Origin of the sequence: Caballeronia sp. INML2 (assembly GCF_023631365.1) — a bacterium.
GTDB classification, from domain to species: Bacteria; Pseudomonadota; Gammaproteobacteria; order Burkholderiales; family Burkholderiaceae; genus Caballeronia; species Caballeronia turbans.
Genome location: NZ_JALQDH010000022.1, coordinates 147,542 through 166,698, shown reverse-complemented (window position 1 = coordinate 166,698; position 19,157 = coordinate 147,542). Strand labels below are relative to the sequence as shown.

Sequence of the window (19,157 nt, the reverse complement as noted above, 5' to 3'; positions counted from 1 at the left end):
GCCGATGATAGTGCGGATACCCGTGTGAAAGTAGGTAATCGTCAGGCTCCTCATGCGATAAACAAAAACCCCACCCCGCAAAGGTGGGGTTTTTGCGTTTGGAAGCGCGAAAACGCTGGTAATCCCATCGCAATTTCCTGTCTTATTCTTCGCCCTTGTGCTTCGTAACGAGCCTTCGGCACCTCCAGATGTTTACCCGCCCTCAAAAAAATACTGTATAAATATACAGTAAAACCAAAGACCGCCGAGTGCTCGCACCGTGAGCAGGCCCTTGCATTCGCGCTGGACGGGGAAAACTCATGGGTGCAGCACTTTCATTGCTCGACATCGGGCTGACATCGCATCTGCAGCGTCAGATCTGGCAGGGCAGTCCGATCAACGATCCCGAGTCGAACATCATCTCGAGCGGATTCCGGACGCTTGATCTGGCCTTGCCCGGCGCTGGCTGGATGCCCGGCACAGTCACCGAGTTACTGATCGAAGAGAGCGGCGTGGGCGAAATCAGATTGCTCGCGCGCACGCTTCGAGAACTGACAGGGGGCAAAGATCGCTCCGTCATCTTCATCGCGCCACCGTGGAAGCCCAATCTGGCCGCGCTTCGGGCGATGAAAATCGCGGTCGATAAACTGGTCTGGGTCAAGGCGCCCGAAGATCAGGTGCTCTGGGCCGCAGAGCAGTCGCTGAAGCAGGAAGGCATCGGCGCTGTGCTGATCTGGCTGCCTCAAGTGCGTCCGGAAGCACTGCGGAGGCTGCAAGTCGCCGCTCAGGAAGCGCAGTCGCTGGCGTTCCTGTTCCGCCCGCTCAAAGCGGCGAAGCAATCATCCGCCGCGCCATTGCGCATGGTCTGCAAACCGATACTCCCCGCCAGCGCACAGACGATGAACCGTCGCGAATGGATGCAAGCCGTCATGCTCGAAATCGACATCATCAAGCGGCGTGGCCCACTGTTGGGCAAGCCGCTGCGATTGAGCTTGCCGCTGCAGATGCCTGCTCTGCCCGAACATATTCGTCGTGCGCATCAGGCAAGGAAAGCACGAGAGGTCAAACATGTTGTGGATAGCGGTGACATTGCCGCTTTTATCGCTCGAAGCAGTCAGGCCGCCCTCGATGCCCTCGACATCGGGGAATTCGATCTCGCCTGGAGCAACATCGACGCCGAATGACATTCGCGCCAGCGATATCGATCAGCCATGCTTCGCGCTCGCGGATCACGCGCGCATCCTGATGCCCGATCTCGTCGCGTTTCGGCTCGGCGTGCGGCCCGGCAGCACGCGCTCGCATGCGTTCGCGCTGGCGCCGCAACTGACGCTGCTCGCCATCGACATGCGTGAAGAGCAAAACGCGCTCGAAGCTGTTGCGCTGGCGTTGCTCGCGTTTTCGCCCAAAGTCGTGCTGGCCCATGCGAATACGGTGCTGCTCGAAGTTGGCGCGAGCATGCGGCTCTTCGGCGGCTTGCGCGCATTGCTGTCCAAGGTGACATCGACGGTAAAAGGATGCGGTTTCACCTCGCGCATGGGCTGCGCGCCGACGGCGTGGGGCGCATGGCTGCTGGCTCACGCGCGCACGCGTCGTGTTACGCGGCGCGTACGCATCGTGAAAGAGACGACGCTCGTCCATGTGCTCGATGCGTTGCCCGTATCGCTCATCCCGTCGGCGCATTCGCACGGCAACGTGTTCGAGCAGATCGGCTGCGCAACGCTCGCCGATTTGCGTCGTCTGCCGCGCAAGGGCGTCGCGCGACGGTTCGGTCAGGGCATCCTGCAATGGCTCGCGCAAGCATATGGACAGGCACCCGATCCGCGCGAGGCGTTCTGCGCGCCGGCGTCGTTCGAGGCTCGGCTCGAATTGCAGGCGCGCGTGGAAAGCGCCGAGGCGTTGCTGTTCGCCGCCCGCCGGCTTGTGTTGCAACTCGCCGGCTGGCTGAGCGCGCATCATGCGGCGGTCAGTGAATTTTCGCTCTTGCTCGAGCACGAGTTGGCTGCCCGTCACGCGCCGAAAACGTCGACATTCAAGGTAGCCTGGGCCGTGCCGACGCGCGAAGCCGATCACATCCTCTGGCTGCTGCGCGAGAAACTGAATCAGACGACGCTCGCAGCGCCCGTGATCGAGATGAAGCTTCTTGCCGACAAGGTCAGCGAGCATGCGCCGCCGGCCGAGACCTTGTTTCCGATGCCCGGTTCCGACAGCGAATCGATGGCGCAACTGCTCGAACGTCTGAGCGCGCGGCTCGGCGCCGAGAACGTCGTGCAGCTGGTCGCGCGAGACGATCATCGGCCCGAAGCGGCGATGACAGTCGAAGCTTATAAGCCTGCAAGCGAGACGAAGCCGAAGCGCGGGAAGAAATCGTCAAAGACGCAAGTGGCAAAAGCAGATACGCCGACCGAAACCGAACCCGAGGCGCAAATCGAGGCGCAAACCGAGGCGCAAACCGAATCCGGCGGGCCGCTCGAGCTTCCCGATCGGGCCGTTCCCTCGCAGCCGCGCCCGTCGTGGATACTCGAGACACCGCAAAAGCTGATCTTGCGCAACGAGCGCCCGTTTTACCGACGCCCGCTGAAGCTGATCAGCCGGACCGAGCGCATCGAGGCGGGATGGTGGGACGGCAATGGTGTCCAGCGCGATTACTACGTCGCCGCCGACGATCGCGGCCGCATGTTCTGGCTTTATCGCGAACGTCTCACCGGCAGTTGGTTCCTGCACGGTTTTTTCGGATGATGCCGCCGTGGATGATTTGAACGACATCATCGGCCTCGATGAAGATGACGAAGGCGACGACAAGGCCGCGGTTCTCGGCGCGATGTCGGCCTCGGCGCTGTTGCCCGGTTATGCCGAACTGCATTGCCTGAGCAACTTTTCGTTTCTGCGCGGCGCATCGCATCCGCAGGAACTGGCCGCGGCAGCGCTCGAGCACGGCTATACCGCGCTCGCGATCACGGACGAATGCTCGCTCGCGGGCGTCGTGCGTGCGCATGCCGCGATCAAGGACATCGAAGCGAAGGCGCGCGCCGACGCCGAAGCCGCGCAGCTTGCAGGCGAGCCGCCGCCCAAAAAGCAGGATCTGAAACTGATCATCGGCAGCGAACTGCATCTCACCGATGCCGACGGCGAGCCGTTCTGCACGCTCATCGCGCTTGCGACGAATCGGGCGGGCTACGGCAACCTGTCGGAGCTCATTTCGCACGCGCGCGCTCGTTCGCCCAAGGGCAGTTACAAGATAGGCCCGGAGGACTTCACGGACCCCGCCGCGTCATCCAACGCGGCGGATCTGCGCGGCGATATTGCGCATCTGAAGCACTTGCCGGATTGCATCCTGATTCTCGTGCCGCAGAGATCGGCGACGCTCGCCGATACGCTCGACCGCGCGCACTGGCTGGCCGGCTTTGCCGCGAGGCGTGCGTGGCTCGCGCTTGAGCTCTGGCAGGACGGTAGCGACGACGAGCGTCTTGCTTCCTGTCGTGTGATCGCCGAAGCGAGCGGATTGCCGCTCGTCGCGGCGAGCGGCGCGCTGATGCACGCGCGCTCCCGCAAGCCTTTGCAGGACACGCTGACCGCGATCCGCCTGAACCGGCCTCTTGCCGAATGCGGCTACGCGCTCGAAGCGAACGCGGAGCGACATCTGCGCACGCGGTTGCGCATCGGCGCGCTGTATCCAAAAGAGGCGATCCGGGAAACGCTGAAGGTGGCGGCCCGCTGCACCTTCAATCTCGAGGAACTCAAATACGAATACCCCGAAGAGCTGGTGCCGCCCGGCGAGACGCCCGCGAGCTATCTGCGCAAACGCGTGATCGCGGGCGCGCTGCAACGCTGGCCGAACGGCATGGATGCCGAGACGATCGGTCTCATCGATAAAGAGCTGGCGCTCGTCGCCAGGCTGGAATACGAGAAGTACTTCCTGACTGTCTATGACATCGTCGCCTTTGCGCGCAGCAAGGGCATTTTGTGTCAGGGGCGAGGCTCGGCGGCGAACTCGATCATTTGCTATTGCCTGTTCATCACCGAACTCGATCCGGTCCGGATGGGCTTGCTGATCGAGCGCTTCATCTCGCAAGCGCGCAACGAGCCGCCCGATATCGACGTCGATTTCGAGCACCAGCGGCGCGAGGAAGTCATCCAGTACATCTATCAGAAGTATGGGCGGCATCGCGCGTCGCTGGCGGCGTCGCTCATCACGTATCACACGCGCAGCGCGCTGAAGGATGTCGGCAAGGCGCTCGGGCTCGATGCGTCGCTGATCGAGCGCATCGGGAAGTCGCAGCAGTGGTGGGACGGACCGTCCGCGGTGGCGGGTTATCTCAGGGAAGCGGGCTTCAGCGACGATTCCCACGTCACGAAGCATCTCATCCGTTTGACGCGCGAACTGCGAGGCTTTCCGCGGCATCTGTCGCAGCACGTCGGCGGTTTCGTGATCGCGCGGGAACGCTTGTCGCGGCTCGTGCCGATCGAAAACGCCGCGATGAAAGACCGCTGCGTGATTCAGTGGGACAAGGACGACATCGATCAGCTGAAGCTCCTGAAAGTGGACGTGCTCGCGCTCGGCATGCTGTCGGCGATCCGGCGCGCCCTCGAATTCGTCGCGCTGCGGCGCGGCGTGCCGGGTTTCGGGCTGTCGCATATTCGCCGCGAGGACAAGGCCGTCTACGAGATGTGCTGCCGCGCGGACACCATCGGCGTGTTTCAGATCGAATCGCGCGCACAGCAAAGCATGCTGCCGCGCTTGCGGCCGCAGAAGTACTACGACCTCGTGATCGAAGTGGCGATCGTGCGGCCCGGCCCGATTCAGGGCGGCATGGTGCATCCGTATCTGCGCCGCAAACAGGGACTGGAAGAGGAGGAGTATCCGAAAGAGGAGCTACGGCCGGTGCTCGGCCGCACGCTCGGCGTGCCGATCTTTCAGGAGCAGGTGATGAAGCTCGCGATGGTTGCGGCGGGCTACACGGCGGAACAGGCCGATCAATTGCGCCGGGCGATGGCCGCGTGGCGTCGCGGCAGTCATCTGGAGAAATATCAGGCCGATCTCATGAAGAAGATGCTTGCGCGCGGCTACGAGCACGATTTCGCCGCGCGTGTGTGCAAGCAGATCGAGGGATTCGGCGAATATGGCTTTCCGGAGAGTCACTCGGCGAGCTTCGCGCTGCTTGTTTATTTCAGCGCGTGGATCAAGCGTTACGAGCCCGCCGCGTTTCTGGCCGGTTTGCTGAACAGCCAGCCGCTCGGGTTCTATTCGCCGTCGCAACTCGTGCAGGACGCACGGCGTCACGGCGTGCCGGTGTTCGCGCCCGATGTTTCCCTGAGCGATTGGGAATCGGTGCTGGAAGCGCGGTCCGGTAACGGCGAGCGCGTCGTGTTCGATGCCGGCAAGGAGCGGCGGCGTCAGCAGTTCTATGGCGCGGCCGCGTCGGATCGCGTGTTTCGGAAGACCGTGCGACGAGCGGCGCGCAGCTTTAGAAAGCGCGTCGAGCTGGATGGACGGCAATACGGCGCGAAAGGGCCGGGCGTGCGGATCGGCCTGCAACTGATCAAGGGTCTTCCGCAAGCGGCGGCCGAGCGGATCATGGCAGCGCGCGCGCAGGCGCCCTTCGTCGATGTCGACGATCTCACGCGCCGTGCCGCCTTGTCGCGACGCGAACTCGAAGCGCTCGCGGCGGCCAATGCGCTCGCGAGCATCGCGGGGCATCGGCGTCAGGCGTGGTGGGCGGTCACGGCGCAACAGCGCGCGCCGGAATTGCTGCGAGATGCGCCGATGAGCGAGACGCCGCTCATGCTGCCGGAAGCATCGGAAGGCCGCGAAATCGTCGACGACTACGCGAGTCTCGGACTCACGCTCAATCGTCATCCGCTCGCGCTGTTGCGCGGCAAGCTTGCGCGCCTGCGTTTCAAGACCGCCGCCGAACTCGCGGAAATCAGAAACGGACGCGTCGTGCGGGCGTGCGGCATCGTGACGGTGCGGCAAAGGCCAGGCACGGCGAACGGCACGATCTTCGTGTCGATCGAGGACGAAACCGGTGCGATCAACGTGATCGTCTGGCCGGGCCTCGTCGAGAAACAGCGCAAAGTGCTGCTAGGGGCGTCGCTGCTCGGCGTGCACGGCGTCTGGCAAATGGACGGCGACGTGCGTCATCTCGTGGCGCAACGGCTCGAAGACCATAGCGCGCTGCTCGGCCGCCTCGCCGCCCCCAGCCGCGATTTTCACTGATCCGGCATGCCCGGATAGTTCTCGAGCAGTCTGGCAATCGCGCTATCGAACGGCGTACGCCGGCCGATGCCCAGCGCATCCAGCCGGCCGGAATCGAGATGACAGTCGCGCGGGCGCGGCGTCGTGTCAGCAGGCGTGCGTTGCGCGACGAGTTTTGCGTCCACTTTCAATGCCCGCGCGATGCGTTGGGCGATGTCGAACTTCGTCATCGGTTCGTCGCCGGACCATTGCGTGATGCCGGAGATCGTCGCGCCCTTCGCGTGATGTTCGAGCATGCCGCGAATCACCGCGGCGACATCGGGCGTGAAAGTCGGATAGCGCGTCGCCCAGGCGTCCATCGACGCGGGCGGGCTCGCCGGATCGGCTGATTTGACGATGGCGGGCGTGAGGCTCGTCACGGCCGATTCGTTCCAGTCCGTGAACGGACCATAAAGCAGCGGCAGGCGCAGCACGCAGGACGCCGGGTCGCTCGCGAGCAACGCGCGTTCGCCGTCCAGCTTGCTCTGTCCGTAGGCGTTGAGCGGCGCGGGCGCATCGTCGGGAAAATAGGGCGGGGCGGTGCCGTCGAACACGTAATCGGTCGAGATCGACAGGACCCACGCACCGAGCGCGCGCGCTTCGCTCGCGATCACGCTCAACGCATCGACGTTCAGTGCGCGTGCACGCGCCGGATCGTTTTCGCAGATGTCCGGACGCCGTTCCGCCGCCGCGACCACGATTGCATCGGGCGCGAACTCACGAAAGAAGGCGGACACGGCGTCTCGGTCGAGCAGATCGAGTTGCGCGTTCTGTGCGTCGGCGCGGCTGTGGGCCGTGCGCACGATGCGCCATTGTCTCGCGCCGGTCGCGCTTGCCAGTTCGCCGGCGATGGCGCGTCCCAGCAATCCGGACGCGCCGATAAGCGCGACGGTGAAATCCTCGCTCCTTCTCATGCCGACGCGACGCCGACGACGGTATAGCCGGCCTCGTCGATGGCTTCCTTCAGCGCGTCGTTCGACTGCCCGGACTCGACGGCGACCGTGCCGCGCTCCAGATCGACGCGAACCTGCGCCTGCGGATCGATTTCCTGGATCGAGCGCGTGACGGCCGCGACGCAGTGCTGGCAACTCATGCCCTGAACTTCGAACTCGGTCATTGCGATTTCCTCTTTAAAAAGCCTGGATTAACGTCATCGTATACCTTCCCATCATGGGAAGGTGTAGAGTCGGGATGACATTTTTTCAGGAGCGAACATGAACATCGGTGAAGCGGCCCGTGCCTCGGGCGTGACGGCGAAGATGATCCGCTACTACGAGAGTGTCGGCTTGCTGAATCCGGTCGGGCGGACGTCGTCGGGATATCGCGTGTACGGTGATCAGGAGGTGCATGCGCTGCGCTTTGTACGACAGGCGCGCCGGCTTGGCTTTCTCGTCGAAGACATCCGTAAGCTACTTGCTTTATGGCAGGACCGCTCGCGGGCGAGCGCCGAAGTGAAGTCGATCGCACTGGAACATGTCGCGGAACTGGACCGGCGAATCGCCGAATTGACGGAAATGCGCGACACGCTGTCGCACTTGGCGGCCCACTGCCACGGCGATACACGACCGGACTGCCCGATCTTGGACAATCTGTCGCAGTAGACGCACCAATTCGGTGCGTAAATAGGCGCCTGATTTTCAAGACCTGGTAATTGTCCGAAAAATCAGAACCTTAGGCAATAATTTACACTGCACCATTCCGAAACTGAATGCACAGTATTCAAGCATTTCACTACCCGGGCGCGGACGTTCTCCTCTATAATCCGGGTATTCCCTAGTGCGGGTAATCCCTGACCCGAAAATGCCAGGGATCTTTTAAAGACCTTGGAGAACACCATGTTTGCATTCCTGATCGAAAAACTGAGCTTTTGGTTCGAAGCCGCCGAGCAGCGTCGCCGTGAAGCGTACCTTGCTCAATCCACGGACATCGTCCAGCTCGAACAGCGTATCCGATCGCTCGAAACGAACGGCTATAACGCGTAAGCGTTCCGTTCTGGCGTGGAAAAACGCCAACGTGAAAGTTGGAAAGCCCCGCATTGCGGGGCTTTTGCTTTTCTGCTCGATGCGCGTCGCAGAGTTCAATGCTTCGTCGGGTGCTGCTCCACCCACTGCTTCATGAACGCGATTTCCTTTTCCTGCGCGGCGATGATGTCTTTCGCCAGCTTGCGGAGCTTCGCGTCCTTGCCGTACTTCAATTCGACCTTCGCCATTTCCACCGCACCCTGATGATGCGGAATCATGTGCGCGACGAAATCGCGGTCGGCGTCTCCCGTGTACTCGACGCCAGTCATGCCCGACATCATTTTCTGATCGGCGGCCTGGAAGGCGGCGGTCGACGAGACGTCCGTGGGCTTCGGCGCGTGCTGTTCCATGTTCATGCCGGGCATCGCATCGCTCGACGGCGCGGCGGGCTGTGCTATCGCGCATGCGCTAGAGAGGGCGGTGAAGATGGCAAGCGCGATTCGTTTTGATTTCATCGTATCTCCTGTGAAGAGGGCGATTGCGAACTGCATATGAGTCGGAACGCCTAGCCTAAAGCTTGCCACCGGGGTAAGGTAAAGCAGTTTCGTCTACATAAAAGAGCGCGCGATGCCAGGCCACATCAACACGACGAATATTCGCATTCAGGATCGCGTCGCAAGAGCCGCATGGGTTTGCGGCCTGCTCGCCGCAGCGTTGCTCGGCTCGCAATCGACGTTCGCCAAGCCAGGCGGCGAGCCTCTCGTGCTCGATACGCAAACCGGCATCCATAGCGGCGTGAGCGGAACCGTGCTTCAGAGCGGACCGCTCGGCGGTCCCGGCATGGTGCCGATGGCAACATTGCCCGGGCCGCCGCAGGAAGCGGAGCCGCCGATCGTGGTTTCGCCCTACGTCGAGTACTCGACCGGGCAGAGCACTGTGCCCGCGCCGCCCGGGGGAAGCCCCCGCCCACGCGTTCCGCGCACGCCTCGTCCCTGACGATCGCCCGGTTCAGTCCGCGCGATGCTCCAGCTTGAACGACGCGTGCTCGTCCTCGCCGAGCGCGTTGACGAGATAGGGCAGTGCACCCTTCAATTCTTTCGCCAGCGTGTACGGCGGATTGATCACGAACATGCCGCTGCCGAAGAGGCCGAAGCCGTCCGTCGGCGGTTTTTTCACAATCAAGGCGGCATGCAGCCAACCCTTCGGCTGGATGGCCTTCAACTGATCGGCGAAGCGCTGCGACTCGATGCGCGTGACGATCGGATACCAGACCGCGTATGTCCCTGTCGCAAAGCGCTTGATGCTCTCCTCGAGACACGTGAGCGTCCGAGCGTAGTCGCGCTTGTCCTCATATGACGGGTCGATCAGCACGAGCGCGCGGCGCGGCGGTGGCGGCAGGAGCGCCTTGATGCCGTCGAAGCCGTCGCCTTCATAGATCATCGCGCGCCGGCCGGCGTCCCGGAAATTGTGGCGCAGCACGTCGATCTCCGTGCTGTGCAACTCGAAAAGCCGCATGCGATCCTGCTCGCGCATCGTGCGCCAGGCGAGATAGGGCGAGCCGGGATAAAACTGCAGGCCACCGTCGGGATTCAGTGCATTGACTTCATCGACGTAGTCGGCGAGGAGCGGCGGCAGGTCGTCCCGATCCCGAAGTTTCCCGATCCCCGTTTGGAACTCCGCGTTTTTCGTCGCGAAGCCTTCAGTGAGCGAGTAGACGCCGGCGCCGGCGTGCGTGTCGATATACCAATACGATTTGTCCTTCATGCCGAGATGGCGAAGCATCTGAATGACGATTGCGTGTTTCAGCACATCGGCGTGATTGCCCGCATGAAAGGCGTGACGATAACTGAGCATGACAAGAGGCCTGCGCGGGGCGCGAAAAAAACCGGAATGAAAAGGGGCGGGGAAGGGAGCCTATTCTAGCCGACGCCGCCCGGCGCACGAGTCGTGACGCCCCGCTTACGCTGCGGCGCACTGCATCCTTCATGCACAATAGCCGCTCCCGGACATTCATGAACAGTCGACCGAACGGCATAGGCATTCTCATGTTTCGCAGGCGTTTTCCTATGCCGAACGGCCAGCTTGATGGTCGTGCCGATGGATGTTGTCATTCCTGATGTCTTCCACTGGATAGGAGGTTCGCATGTCATCAAACGGAAAGCTCGACGGCAAAACCGCGGTCGTGACGGGCGCAGCGAGCGGCATCGGCCGGGCGATCGCATTCACGCTCGCGGGCGCGGGCGCTGCGGTTGCCATCGCAGACCTGAATCAGGCGGGCGCCGACGCCGTCGCCGCGGAAATTCGCGGCAACGGCGGCAAGGCCATCGGTATCGCGATGGACGTGACGAACGAAGACGCGGTCAATCAGGGCATCGATCGCGTCGCGTCGGAACTCGGCTCGGTGGACATCCTTGTGTCGAATGCGGGCATCCAGATCGTCAATCCGATCGAAAACTACGCATACGCCGACTGGAAGAAGATGATGGCGATTCATGTCGATGGCGCGTTCCTCACCACCAAAGCCGCGCTGAGACACATGTACAAGGACGATCGCGGCGGCGTCGTGATCTACATGGGTTCCGTGCATTCGCACGAGGCGTCGCCGCTCAAGTCGGCGTATGTCACCGCGAAGCACGGCTTGCTCGGCCTCGCGCGCGTGCTCGCCAAGGAGGGCGCGAAGCATAACGTGCGTTCGCACGTCGTCTGTCCGGGCTTCGTGCGCACGCCGCTCGTCGACAAGCAGATTCCCGAGCAGGCGAAGGAACTGAAGATCAGCGAAGAGGAAGTCGTCAAGCGCGTGATGCTGGGCGGCACCGTGGACGGCGTGTTCACCACCGTCGAGGACGTCGCGCAGACCGTGCTCTTTCTGTCCGCGTTCGAAACGGCGGCGCTGACGGGGCAATCGTTCGTCGTGAGCCACGGCTGGTTCATGCAATAAGGGAGACGACGGGCAATGTCGGAAATCGAGAACGAAGACACGCTACGTCGGGGCAATGCCAGGAAAGCAACGAACGATGCCGCGTCCGCATCCGTCGTGGAACGCGCGCCGTCCCGCATCCACTTGCCGCCCTACGAGACGATCGCGCTGATGCTGCAGGGCGGAGGCGCGCTCGGCGCCTATCAGGCGGGCGTCTATCAAGGGCTCCACGAGGCGGATATTCATCCGAACTGGATCGCCGGCATCTCGATCGGCTCGCTCAACACGGCGATCATCGCGGGTAATGCGCCGGAGCATCGCGTGACGCGTCTCCTGGAATTCTGGGAGACGATCTGTCAGCCGGCATACGGTTTTCCTTTGCCAGCCTTCGTCGAGCGCGCGCTTTTCGATTCCGCCGATGAGATTCGCAAGGCGTTCACCGCGATGCAGGCATTCGGCGCGGTCGTCGAAGGGCAGAAGGGTTTTTTCGTTCCGCGCTTTCCGCCGCCGTCGCCGATCGCGTCGAGCTCGCCGCAAACCGCGAGCTACTACGACACGACGCCGCTCAAGGCCACGCTCGAGCGTCTTTGCGATTTCGATCGGATCAACTCCGGCGAGACCCGCGTCTCGGTCGGCGCCGTGAACGTCGCGACCGGCAATTTCGCCTATTTCGACAACACGCAGGTCGAGTTGCGCGCCGAGCATTTCATCGCATCGGGCGCCTTGCCGCCGGGTTTCGCCGCAGTCGAGATCGATGGCCAGTTCTACTGGGACGGCGGCCTCATGTCGAACACGCCGCTCTACGAGATCGCGCAGGCAACGCCGCGGCGCGACACGCTCGCCTTCCAGGTCGATCTGTGGAGCGCGCGCGGGCCGGTGCCGGACAGCATCGTCGATGTCATGGGACGCGTGAAGGACGTGCAGTTTTCGAGCCGCACGCGCCTCGTCACGGATCAGATGCAGCGCTCGCAGCGCTACCGCAATGTCCTGCAGCACGTGCTCGACCTCGTGCCCGAAGAGGTTCGCAAGAATGATGAATGGTGCAGGCTTGCCGCCGAACTGGCGTGCTCGAAGCGCTACAACATCGTTCATCTGATCTACCGGCAAAAGGAATACGAGGGCCATTACAAGGACTACCAGTTCGGCCTCTCGACGATGCGGGAACACTGGGAAAGCGGTCTCGCCGATATGCGCCGCACGCTTGCGCATCGCGACTGGCTCGACATGCCTAACGGCGAATCGCGTTTCATCACACACGACATCCATCGCGACGAGCAATGAATGCGTTCCGCACCGCCCGATTGGGCGGGAAAGTGTGCCACTTTGTATAATCGCGCACGCATTCCGGCGGCTTGCCTCGGCGACGTCGCCGGGCGTCACGACTCTTTCCGGCTTTAGATGAACTCGATCGCGATCTGCTTCGTCTGTCTCGGCAACATCTGCCGCTCGCCCAGCGCCGAAGCGGTGATGCGTGATCTCGTCGAGCGCGCGAAGCTGGCCGGGCGCATCGTCGTCGATTCGGCCGGCACGGGCGACTGGCACATCGGCGAGCCGCCCGACGAGCGCGCCCAGAAGGCCGCGAAGAAGCGCGGCTACGATCTCTCGACACTGCGCGGACGTCAGGTCGCCGCCGCCGATTTCGCGCGTTTCGATCTGTTCATCGTCATGGACGACGCCAACGCCGCCGCCTTGACGGCGATCTGCCCGCCCGAACATCGCGGCAAGATCCGCCTGCTCATGGAGTTCGCCACAGGCGATGACAGCCGCGTCGTCGTCGATCCCTATTTCGGCGGCGAAGATGGTTTCGAAAAAGTGCTCGATCAGTGCGAGAACGCGTGCCAAGGTTTGCTGAACGCCTTGCGTGCCCAATTGAGGGCTTGACGGCCATCGCCCGACGGCCCGCCGTGCGAGTGCGAAAAAACCAATTAAAAAGCTACTTATCTCGTCCGGGATACTTGACTAAAACTGTGGGATATTTATACTTGACGAAAATCATCGAGTATTAGCGGTAGCCCCCAATTATGAGACTCACCACGAAAGGCCGTTTCGCCGTAACGGCGATGATCGACCTGGCGTTGCGCCAGGAGCAGGGCCCGGTGACGCTGGCAGGCATCAGTCAGCGCCAGCGCATCTCGCTTTCATATCTCGAACAGCTCTTCGGCAAGCTGCGGCGGCATGAGATCGTCGAATCGGTTCGCGGACCGGGCGGCGGTTACAACCTTGCGCGCCGTGCGGAGAACGTCACGGTGGCCGACATCATCATCGCGGTCGACGAGCCGATCGACGCCACGCAATGCGGCGGCAAGGGCACGTGTGAAGGCACGAAGCAGCACGACGGCCACTGCATGACGCACGAGCTCTGGGCGACGCTCAACCAGAAGATGGTCGAGTATCTCGATTCCGTCTCGTTGAAGGATCTGGTCGACCAGCAGCGCGCACGCGAAGGTTCGTCGGCGGTCCTGCGCGACCGGCGCGCCGAGTCGGCTGGCGTCGAGGCCGCGCGCGTCGCGCCCAAGGGGCCGAATTCCATTTTCAACCTGGCCGGATGACATTGAACGCTGCGCCGGCACGAGAGCCGGGCGCGCAGATAGAAGCATCACAGCCAAGAGCTTTGACCGATTTCCCGGAGCGACTGATGAACAACGATATTCCCCACCTGCCCATTTACATGGACTACAGCGCGACGACCCCCGTCGATCCGCGCGTGGTGGACAAGATGATCCCGTATCTTCGCGAGCAGTTCGGCAATCCGGCCTCGCGCAGCCACCAGTACGGCTGGGATGCGGAGCGTGCGGTCGAGGAAGCGCGCGAGAACGTCGCGGCGCTCGTCAACTGCGACCCGCGCGAAATCATCTGGACGTCGGGTGCAACGGAATCGGACAACCTCGCGATCAAGGGCGCCGCGCACTTCTACAAGAGCAAGGGCAAGCACATCATCACCGTGAAGACCGAGCACAAGGCCGTGCTCGACACCACGCGTGAGCTGGAGCGAGAAGGTTACGAAGTCACGTATCTCGACGTGAAGGACGACGGTCTCATCGATCTGGACAAGTTCAAGGCGGCGATCCGCCCGGACACGATCCTCGTCTCGGTGATGAGCGTGAACAACGAGATCGGCGTGATTCAGGACATCGAGGCGATCGGCGAGATCACGCGTGAGAAGGGCATCATTTTCCACGTCGATGCGGCGCAGGCCACCGGCAAGATCGAAATCGACCTGCAAAAGCTCAAGGTCGACCTGATGTCGTTCTCGGCGCACAAGACGTACGGCCCGAAGGGCATCGGCGCGCTGTACGTGCGCCGCAAGCCGCGCGTGCGCATCGAGGCGCAGATGCACGGCGGCGGTCACGAGCGCGGCATGCGTTCGGGCACGCTCGCGACGCATCAGATCGTCGGCATGGGCGAGGCGTTTCGCATCGCGCGTGAAGAAATGGCAACGGAAAACGAGCGCATCCGCATGTTGCGCGACCGTCTGCTGAGAGGCCTGAAGGACATGGAAGAGGTGTACGTCAACGGCGACATGGAACGCCGTGTGCCGCACAACCTCAATATCAGCTTCAATTTCGTCGAGGGTGAATCGTTGATCATGGCGGTGAAGGATGTCGCGGTGTCGTCGGGATCGGCGTGCACGTCGGCATCGCTGGAGCCGTCGTATGTGCTGCGTGCGCTCGGTCGCAACGACGAACTCGCGCACAGCTCGATCCGCTTCACGGTCGGCCGCTTCACCACCGAGCAGGATGTCGACTACGTGATCAACCTGCTGAAGACCAAGATCGCAAAGCTGCGCGATCTGTCGCCGCTCTGGGAAATGCACAAGGACGGCATCGACATCTCGACCATCCAGTGGGCCGCGCACTGAGCGACGCGCGTCACCGAATAAAGGAGAGTTTGAATCATGGCTTATAGCGACAAGGTTCTGGACCACTACGAAAACCCGCGTAACGTTGGCTCGTTCTCGAAGGACGACGACACCGTCGGCACCGGCATGGTCGGCGCGCCGGCGTGCGGCGACGTGATGAAGCTGCAGATCCGCGTGGGCGCGGATGGCGTGATCGAGGACGCGAAGTTCAAGACCTACGGCTGCGGCTCGGCGATCGCATCGAGTTCGCTCGTCACCGAATGGGTGAAGGGCAAGACGCTGGATCAGGCACTGACGATCAAGAACACGCAGATCGCCGAGGAACTGGCGCTGCCGCCTGTGAAGATCCACTGCTCGATTCTCGCGGAAGACGCGATCAAGGCAGCGGTTGCCGATTACAAGCAGCGTCATGGCGTCGCGGCGCCCGAAGCGCAGGCAGTGGAAGCGAAACAGCACGCGGCGTAACGACTGAAGCGAGCGCCGCGCATGAGCGCGGCGCCGCGATGAGCCGGCGAAGCACGGTAAAGCGAAGAGAAGCGAAGACTATGGCAATCACGTTGACGGATAAAGCGGCACAGCACGTGCAGAAGTATCTGATGCGGCGCGGCAAGGGCGTCGGCCTGCGGCTGGGCGTGCGCACGACGGGCTGTTCGGGTCTGGCGTACAAGCTCGAATATGTCGATGAACTCGCGCCCGAAGACACCGTGTTCGAGACGGCGGGCGTGAAGATCGTGATCGATCCGAAAAGTCTTCCGTATCTCGACGGCACCGAGCTGGACTTCGCCCGCGAAGGTCTGAACGAAGGCTTCAAGTTCAACAACCCGAACGCGAAGGACGAGTGCGGCTGCGGCGAATCGTTCCGCGTTTGACGCGAATCACGCCGGCGGTATCGGCAAAAGAGGCGGCGCGTGCCGCCTTTTTCATTCGCACACTGAAACCATAGACATAGCATGGCCTCGCTCACCGACAGTCACTTCGATCTCTTCGATCTGCCGCGAACCTTCGCCGTCGATCCGCAGAAGCTCGACGACGCATATCGCACCGTGCAGGCGCAAGTGCATCCGGATCGTTTCGCCGCGGCGGGCGACGCGCAGAAACGTATCGCGATGCAATGGGCCACGCACGCGAACGAGGCCTATCAGACGCTGCGCGATCCCCTCAGGCGCGCGCGCTATATGCTGTCGCAGCGCGGCATCGACGTCGGCGCGGAGAACAACACTGCGATGGAGCCCGCCTTCCTCATGCAGCAGATGGAATGGCGCGAAAATATCGAGGATGCCGCGAACGCGAAGAACATCGGCGCGCTCGAAGCGCTGCTCGACGAATTGCGTGAGGAAGAGCGCGTGCGTTTCACGAAGCTCGAGGCGCTGATCGACAGCGGTTCCGATCAGGCCGCGGGCGAGGCGGTACGGCAGTTGATGTTCATCGAACGCGTGGCTCATGAAATCGGCACGCAAATCGAACGGCTGGAACACGCGTAAGACGAGTCAGCCGCACCCAACCCCATAAGACCAAAGATGGCTTTACTGCAAATCTCAGAACCCGGCATGGCGCCGGCGCCGCATCAACGGCGCGTGGCGGTCGGTATCGATCTCGGCACGACGAACTCGCTCGTCGCGGCCGTGCGCAGCAGCGTGCCCGAAGCGCTGCCGGACGAGGGCGGCCATGTGCTGCTGCCGTCGGTCGTGCGCTATCTGGAGAAGGGCGGGCGGCGCATCGGCCGGACCGCGAAGGAAGAAGCCGTCACCGATCCGCACAACACGATCGTATCGGTCAAGCGCTTCATGGGCCGCGGCAAGAGCGAGGTCGAGGGCGCGGAGAACGCGCCGTACGATTTCATCGACGCGCCCGGCATGGTGCAGATCCGCACGATCGACGGCGTGAAGAGCCCGGTCGAAGTATCGGCGGAAATTCTCGCGACGCTGCGGCACCGCGCGGAAGATACGCTCGGCGAGGATATCGTCGGCGCGGTGATCACGGTGCCCGCCTATTTCGACGAAGCCCAGCGGCAGGCGACCAAGGACGCGGCGAAGCTCGCCGGCCTGAACGTGCTGCGGCTCCTGAACGAGCCGACCGCGGCCGCGATCGCCTACGGTCTCGATAACGGCTCCGAAGGCCTCTTCGCCGTCTACGACCTCGGCGGCGGCACCTTCGACCTGTCGATCCTGAAGCTCACGAAAGGCGTCTTCGAAGTGCTCGCGGCGGGCGGCGATTCCGCCCTCGGCGGTGACGATTTCGACCACGCGCTGTATCGCCATGTGCTGGAGCAGGCGGGCGTCACGCTCGATGTGCCGGAGGACGTGCGCCTCATGCTCGATCGCGTGCGCTCGGCCAAGGAAGCGCTCTCGGACGTGCCCGAGACGCGCGTGCAGGCGACGCTGTCCACGGGCGTCGAAATCGACGTCGCCGTGAGCGAAGCGCAATTTGCCGCGCTGGCCGAATCGCTCGTCGCACGCACGCTCGGGCCGACGAAAAAAGCGCTGCGCGACGCGAAGGTCACGCCCAAGGACATCAAGGGCGTCGTGCTGGTCGGCGGCGCGACGCGCATGCCGGTCATCCGCCGCGCGGTCGAGGCGTTCTTCGGCCAGCCGCCGCTCGTCAATCTCGATCCGGATCAGGTCGTCGCGCTCGGCGCCGCGATCCAGGCCGACCTGCTCGCCGGCAACCGCCGGGGCGAAGGCGACGACTGGCTGCTGCTCGACGTGATTCCGCTGTCGCTCGGCGTCGAAACGATGGGCGGCCTCACCGAAAAGATCATCCCGCGCAACTCGACGATTCCCACCGCGCGCGCGCAGGATTTCACGACCTTCAAGGACGGCCAGACCGCGATGGCGATTCACGTCGTCCAGGGCGAGCGCGAGCTCGTGTCCGACTGCCGTTCGCTCGCGCGCTTCGAGCTGCGCGGCATTCCGCCGATGGCGGCCGGCGCCGCGCGCATTCGTGTGACCTATCAGGTGGACGCGGACGGCCTGCTTTCCGTGTTCGCGCGCGAGCAGGCGTCGGGCGTGGAGGCGTCGGTGGTGGTGAAGCCGTCGTACGGTCTTGCCGACGACGAAGTCGCCCGCATGCTCGAAGAGAGCTTCAAGACCGCCGAAACGGACATGCACGCGCGTGCGTTGCGCGAGGCGCAGGTCGAAGCGGAGCGTCTCATCGAAGCGACGCACGCCGCGCTCGAGACCGATGGCGAACTGCTCGACGACGAAGAGCGCGCCGAGATCCTGACGCTCGTGACCGCGCTTGCGGCGCTTGCGAACGGCGATTCGGTCGAGAAGATCGAAGAGGCCACGAAAGCGCTCGCGACCGGCACCGACGAGTTCGCCGCGCGCCGCATGAACAAGAGCATCCGCCGCGCGCTCGCGGGCCGCAAGCTCGACGACGTCTGATCGTCGCGCAGTTATTGAACAAAGAAGCATTTACGGAAAATCAGCCCCATGCCTCAAATCGTTGTGCTGCCTCACGTGGAGCTATGTCCGGACGGCGCGGTGATCGACGCCGACGTGAGCAAGAGCATCTGCGACAACCTGCTGGAACACGGCATCGAGATCGAGCACGCCTGCGAGAAATCGTGCGCGTGCACGACGTGCCACGTCATCATCCGGGAAGGATTCAACGCGCTCGAGCCGTCCGAGGAGGACGAGGACGATCTGCTCGACAAAGCGTGGGGTCTCGAACCGACATCGCGGTTATCATGTCAGGCAATGGTGCCTGCCGACGAGGATCTGGTGATCGAGATCCCGCGGTACTCCATCAATCACGCCAAAGAAAATCACTGACAGGAGGCTCGCCCATGAAGTGGACAGATACTCAGGAGATCGCGATGGCACTCACCGACGCGCATCAGGATATCGATCCCCAATATGTGCGTTTCACTGACCTGCATCGCTGGATTACTGAACTGGACGGTTTCGACGACGATCCGGAAAAATCCAACGAGAAGATTCTGGAGGCGATCCAGGCGGCGTGGATCGAGGACGCGGATTACTGACCCGGTCCTGCCTGCATTTCTCGAAAGGCGGCTCTTGCGAGCCGCCGTTTTTGTTTTCATCCGCGACTTTCCAAACATCCGCAACGCATTTCATGTTTGACAGAACTTGACGTTGCGCGCGTTGTTGCCCCTTCCCCTGCGACTTAAAATCGCCCCCGCTGCGCGTCGGCAACTAATGTCGATGCGCTGAATCACGCGTCCGGAAAGGAATCGCCCGCGTGGCA

General features: G+C 62.8%; 21 protein-coding genes. 17 read left to right on the top strand and 4 right to left on the bottom strand.

Going from position 1 to position 19,157, the window contains the following annotated elements; all coding sequences use genetic code 11:
- Nucleotides 1-299: 299 nt before the first annotated feature.
- The 3 genes from imuA to NCT32_RS08430 all read left to right on the top strand — a co-directional run bounded on the left by imuA (nucleotide 300) and on the right by NCT32_RS08430 (nucleotide 6,193).
- A complete protein-coding gene (imuA, locus tag NCT32_RS08440; protein ID WP_061121059.1) occupies nucleotides 300-1,163 on the top strand; it encodes a translesion DNA synthesis-associated protein ImuA in 864 nt (287 codons plus the stop codon).
- Nucleotides 1,108-2,715 carry a DNA polymerase Y family protein gene (locus NCT32_RS08435; RefSeq protein WP_061121060.1) on the top strand — a complete coding sequence of 536 codons (1,608 nt, stop codon included), beginning with the start codon at nucleotides 1,108-1,110 and terminating at the stop codon, nucleotides 2,713-2,715. The genes imuA and NCT32_RS08435 overlap by 56 nt, the downstream gene beginning before the upstream one ends.
- Nucleotides 2,716-2,797: 82 nt before the next feature.
- Nucleotides 2,798-6,193: an error-prone DNA polymerase gene (locus tag NCT32_RS08430; protein ID WP_250490094.1), complete on the top strand. Its 3,396-nt coding sequence runs from the start codon at nucleotides 2,798-2,800 to the stop codon at nucleotides 6,191-6,193.
- Here NCT32_RS08430 and NCT32_RS08425 read toward each other — a convergent pair.
- Nucleotides 6,187-7,125: an SDR family oxidoreductase gene (locus tag NCT32_RS08425; protein WP_061121061.1), complete on the bottom strand. Its 939-nt coding sequence runs from the start codon at nucleotides 7,123-7,125 to the stop codon at nucleotides 6,187-6,189. The genes NCT32_RS08430 and NCT32_RS08425 overlap by 7 nt on opposite strands.
- A complete protein-coding gene (locus tag NCT32_RS08420; RefSeq protein ID WP_061121062.1) occupies nucleotides 7,122-7,328 on the bottom strand; it encodes a heavy-metal-associated domain-containing protein in 207 nt (68 codons plus the stop codon). Before NCT32_RS08420 ends, NCT32_RS08425 begins: the two co-directional genes overlap by 4 nt.
- A 97-nt stretch (nucleotides 7,329-7,425) precedes the next feature.
- On the opposite strand from NCT32_RS08420, the gene cueR reads away from it, so the two are divergent.
- The gene (gene cueR / locus NCT32_RS08415; protein ID WP_061121063.1) at nucleotides 7,426-7,812 is read left to right on the top strand and encodes a Cu(I)-responsive transcriptional regulator; all 387 of its coding nucleotides are present in this window, start codon (nucleotides 7,426-7,428) and stop codon (nucleotides 7,810-7,812) included.
- A gap of 234 nt (nucleotides 7,813-8,046) precedes the next feature.
- Nucleotides 8,047-8,193, top strand: a complete 147-nt coding sequence (locus NCT32_RS08410) for a DUF3563 family protein (RefSeq protein ID WP_075644455.1) — start codon at nucleotides 8,047-8,049, stop codon at nucleotides 8,191-8,193.
- Nucleotides 8,194-8,288: 95 nt separating this feature from the next.
- On the opposite strand, the gene NCT32_RS08405 is transcribed toward NCT32_RS08410, so the two are convergent.
- The gene (locus NCT32_RS08405) at nucleotides 8,289-8,687 is read right to left on the bottom strand and encodes a DUF305 domain-containing protein (RefSeq protein WP_061121064.1); all 399 of its coding nucleotides are present in this window, start codon (nucleotides 8,685-8,687) and stop codon (nucleotides 8,289-8,291) included.
- Nucleotides 8,688-8,799: 112 nt separating this feature from the next.
- Between NCT32_RS08405 and NCT32_RS08400 the strand changes: the two genes are divergently transcribed.
- Nucleotides 8,800-9,168, top strand: a complete 369-nt coding sequence (locus NCT32_RS08400; RefSeq protein WP_061121065.1) for a hypothetical protein — start codon at nucleotides 8,800-8,802, stop codon at nucleotides 9,166-9,168.
- A 12-nt stretch (nucleotides 9,169-9,180) separates the two neighbouring features.
- Here the strand turns inward: NCT32_RS08400 and NCT32_RS08395 are convergent, their stop codons facing one another.
- Nucleotides 9,181-10,026 (bottom strand): 23S rRNA (adenine(2030)-N(6))-methyltransferase RlmJ, encoded by an 846-nt coding sequence (locus NCT32_RS08395; RefSeq protein WP_061121066.1) that lies wholly within the window; start codon nucleotides 10,024-10,026, stop codon nucleotides 9,181-9,183.
- A 289-nt stretch (nucleotides 10,027-10,315) separates the two neighbouring features.
- Here NCT32_RS08395 and NCT32_RS08390 point away from each other — a divergent pair, with 289 nt between their 5' ends.
- The 11 genes from NCT32_RS08390 (at nucleotide 10,316) to iscX (ending at nucleotide 18,933) form a co-directional block, all read left to right on the top strand.
- A complete protein-coding gene (locus NCT32_RS08390) occupies nucleotides 10,316-11,110 on the top strand; it encodes a 3-hydroxybutyrate dehydrogenase (protein ID WP_061121067.1) in 795 nt (264 codons plus the stop codon).
- 15 nt (nucleotides 11,111-11,125) lie between these two features.
- The gene (locus NCT32_RS08385) at nucleotides 11,126-12,370 is read left to right on the top strand and encodes a patatin-like phospholipase family protein (RefSeq protein WP_061121068.1); all 1,245 of its coding nucleotides are present in this window, start codon (nucleotides 11,126-11,128) and stop codon (nucleotides 12,368-12,370) included.
- A 117-nt stretch (nucleotides 12,371-12,487) separates the two neighbouring features.
- Entirely contained in the window at nucleotides 12,488-12,970 is a 483-nt protein-coding gene (locus tag NCT32_RS08380; protein ID WP_061121069.1) for a low molecular weight protein-tyrosine-phosphatase, read from the top strand.
- Nucleotides 12,971-13,110: 140 nt separating this feature from the next.
- Complete coding sequence (gene iscR / locus NCT32_RS08375; RefSeq protein WP_061121070.1) at nucleotides 13,111-13,638, top strand: Fe-S cluster assembly transcriptional regulator IscR; 528 nt, start codon at nucleotides 13,111-13,113, stop codon at nucleotides 13,636-13,638.
- 86 nt (nucleotides 13,639-13,724) lie between these two features.
- Nucleotides 13,725-14,948 carry an IscS subfamily cysteine desulfurase gene (locus tag NCT32_RS08370; RefSeq protein ID WP_061121071.1) on the top strand — a complete coding sequence of 408 codons (1,224 nt, stop codon included), beginning with the start codon at nucleotides 13,725-13,727 and terminating at the stop codon, nucleotides 14,946-14,948.
- 36 nt (nucleotides 14,949-14,984) lie between these two features.
- Nucleotides 14,985-15,413: a Fe-S cluster assembly scaffold IscU gene (gene iscU / locus NCT32_RS08365; protein WP_061121072.1), complete on the top strand. Its 429-nt coding sequence runs from the start codon at nucleotides 14,985-14,987 to the stop codon at nucleotides 15,411-15,413.
- A gap of 80 nt (nucleotides 15,414-15,493) precedes the next feature.
- The gene (gene iscA / locus NCT32_RS08360; protein WP_061121073.1) at nucleotides 15,494-15,817 is read left to right on the top strand and encodes an iron-sulfur cluster assembly protein IscA; all 324 of its coding nucleotides are present in this window, start codon (nucleotides 15,494-15,496) and stop codon (nucleotides 15,815-15,817) included.
- Nucleotides 15,818-15,898: 81 nt separating this feature from the next.
- On the top strand, nucleotides 15,899-16,429 hold the full coding sequence (gene hscB, locus NCT32_RS08355) for a Fe-S protein assembly co-chaperone HscB (protein WP_061121074.1): 531 nt from the start codon (nucleotides 15,899-15,901) through the stop codon (nucleotides 16,427-16,429).
- A 36-nt stretch (nucleotides 16,430-16,465) separates the two neighbouring features.
- Complete coding sequence (gene hscA, locus NCT32_RS08350) at nucleotides 16,466-18,331, top strand: Fe-S protein assembly chaperone HscA (protein WP_250490093.1); 1,866 nt, start codon at nucleotides 16,466-16,468, stop codon at nucleotides 18,329-18,331.
- A gap of 48 nt (nucleotides 18,332-18,379) precedes the next feature.
- A complete protein-coding gene (fdx, locus tag NCT32_RS08345; RefSeq protein ID WP_061121076.1) occupies nucleotides 18,380-18,721 on the top strand; it encodes an ISC system 2Fe-2S type ferredoxin in 342 nt (113 codons plus the stop codon).
- 14 nt (nucleotides 18,722-18,735) lie between these two features.
- Complete coding sequence (gene iscX, locus NCT32_RS08340) at nucleotides 18,736-18,933, top strand: Fe-S cluster assembly protein IscX (protein WP_061121077.1); 198 nt, start codon at nucleotides 18,736-18,738, stop codon at nucleotides 18,931-18,933.
- Nucleotides 18,934-19,157 lie beyond the last annotated feature (224 nt).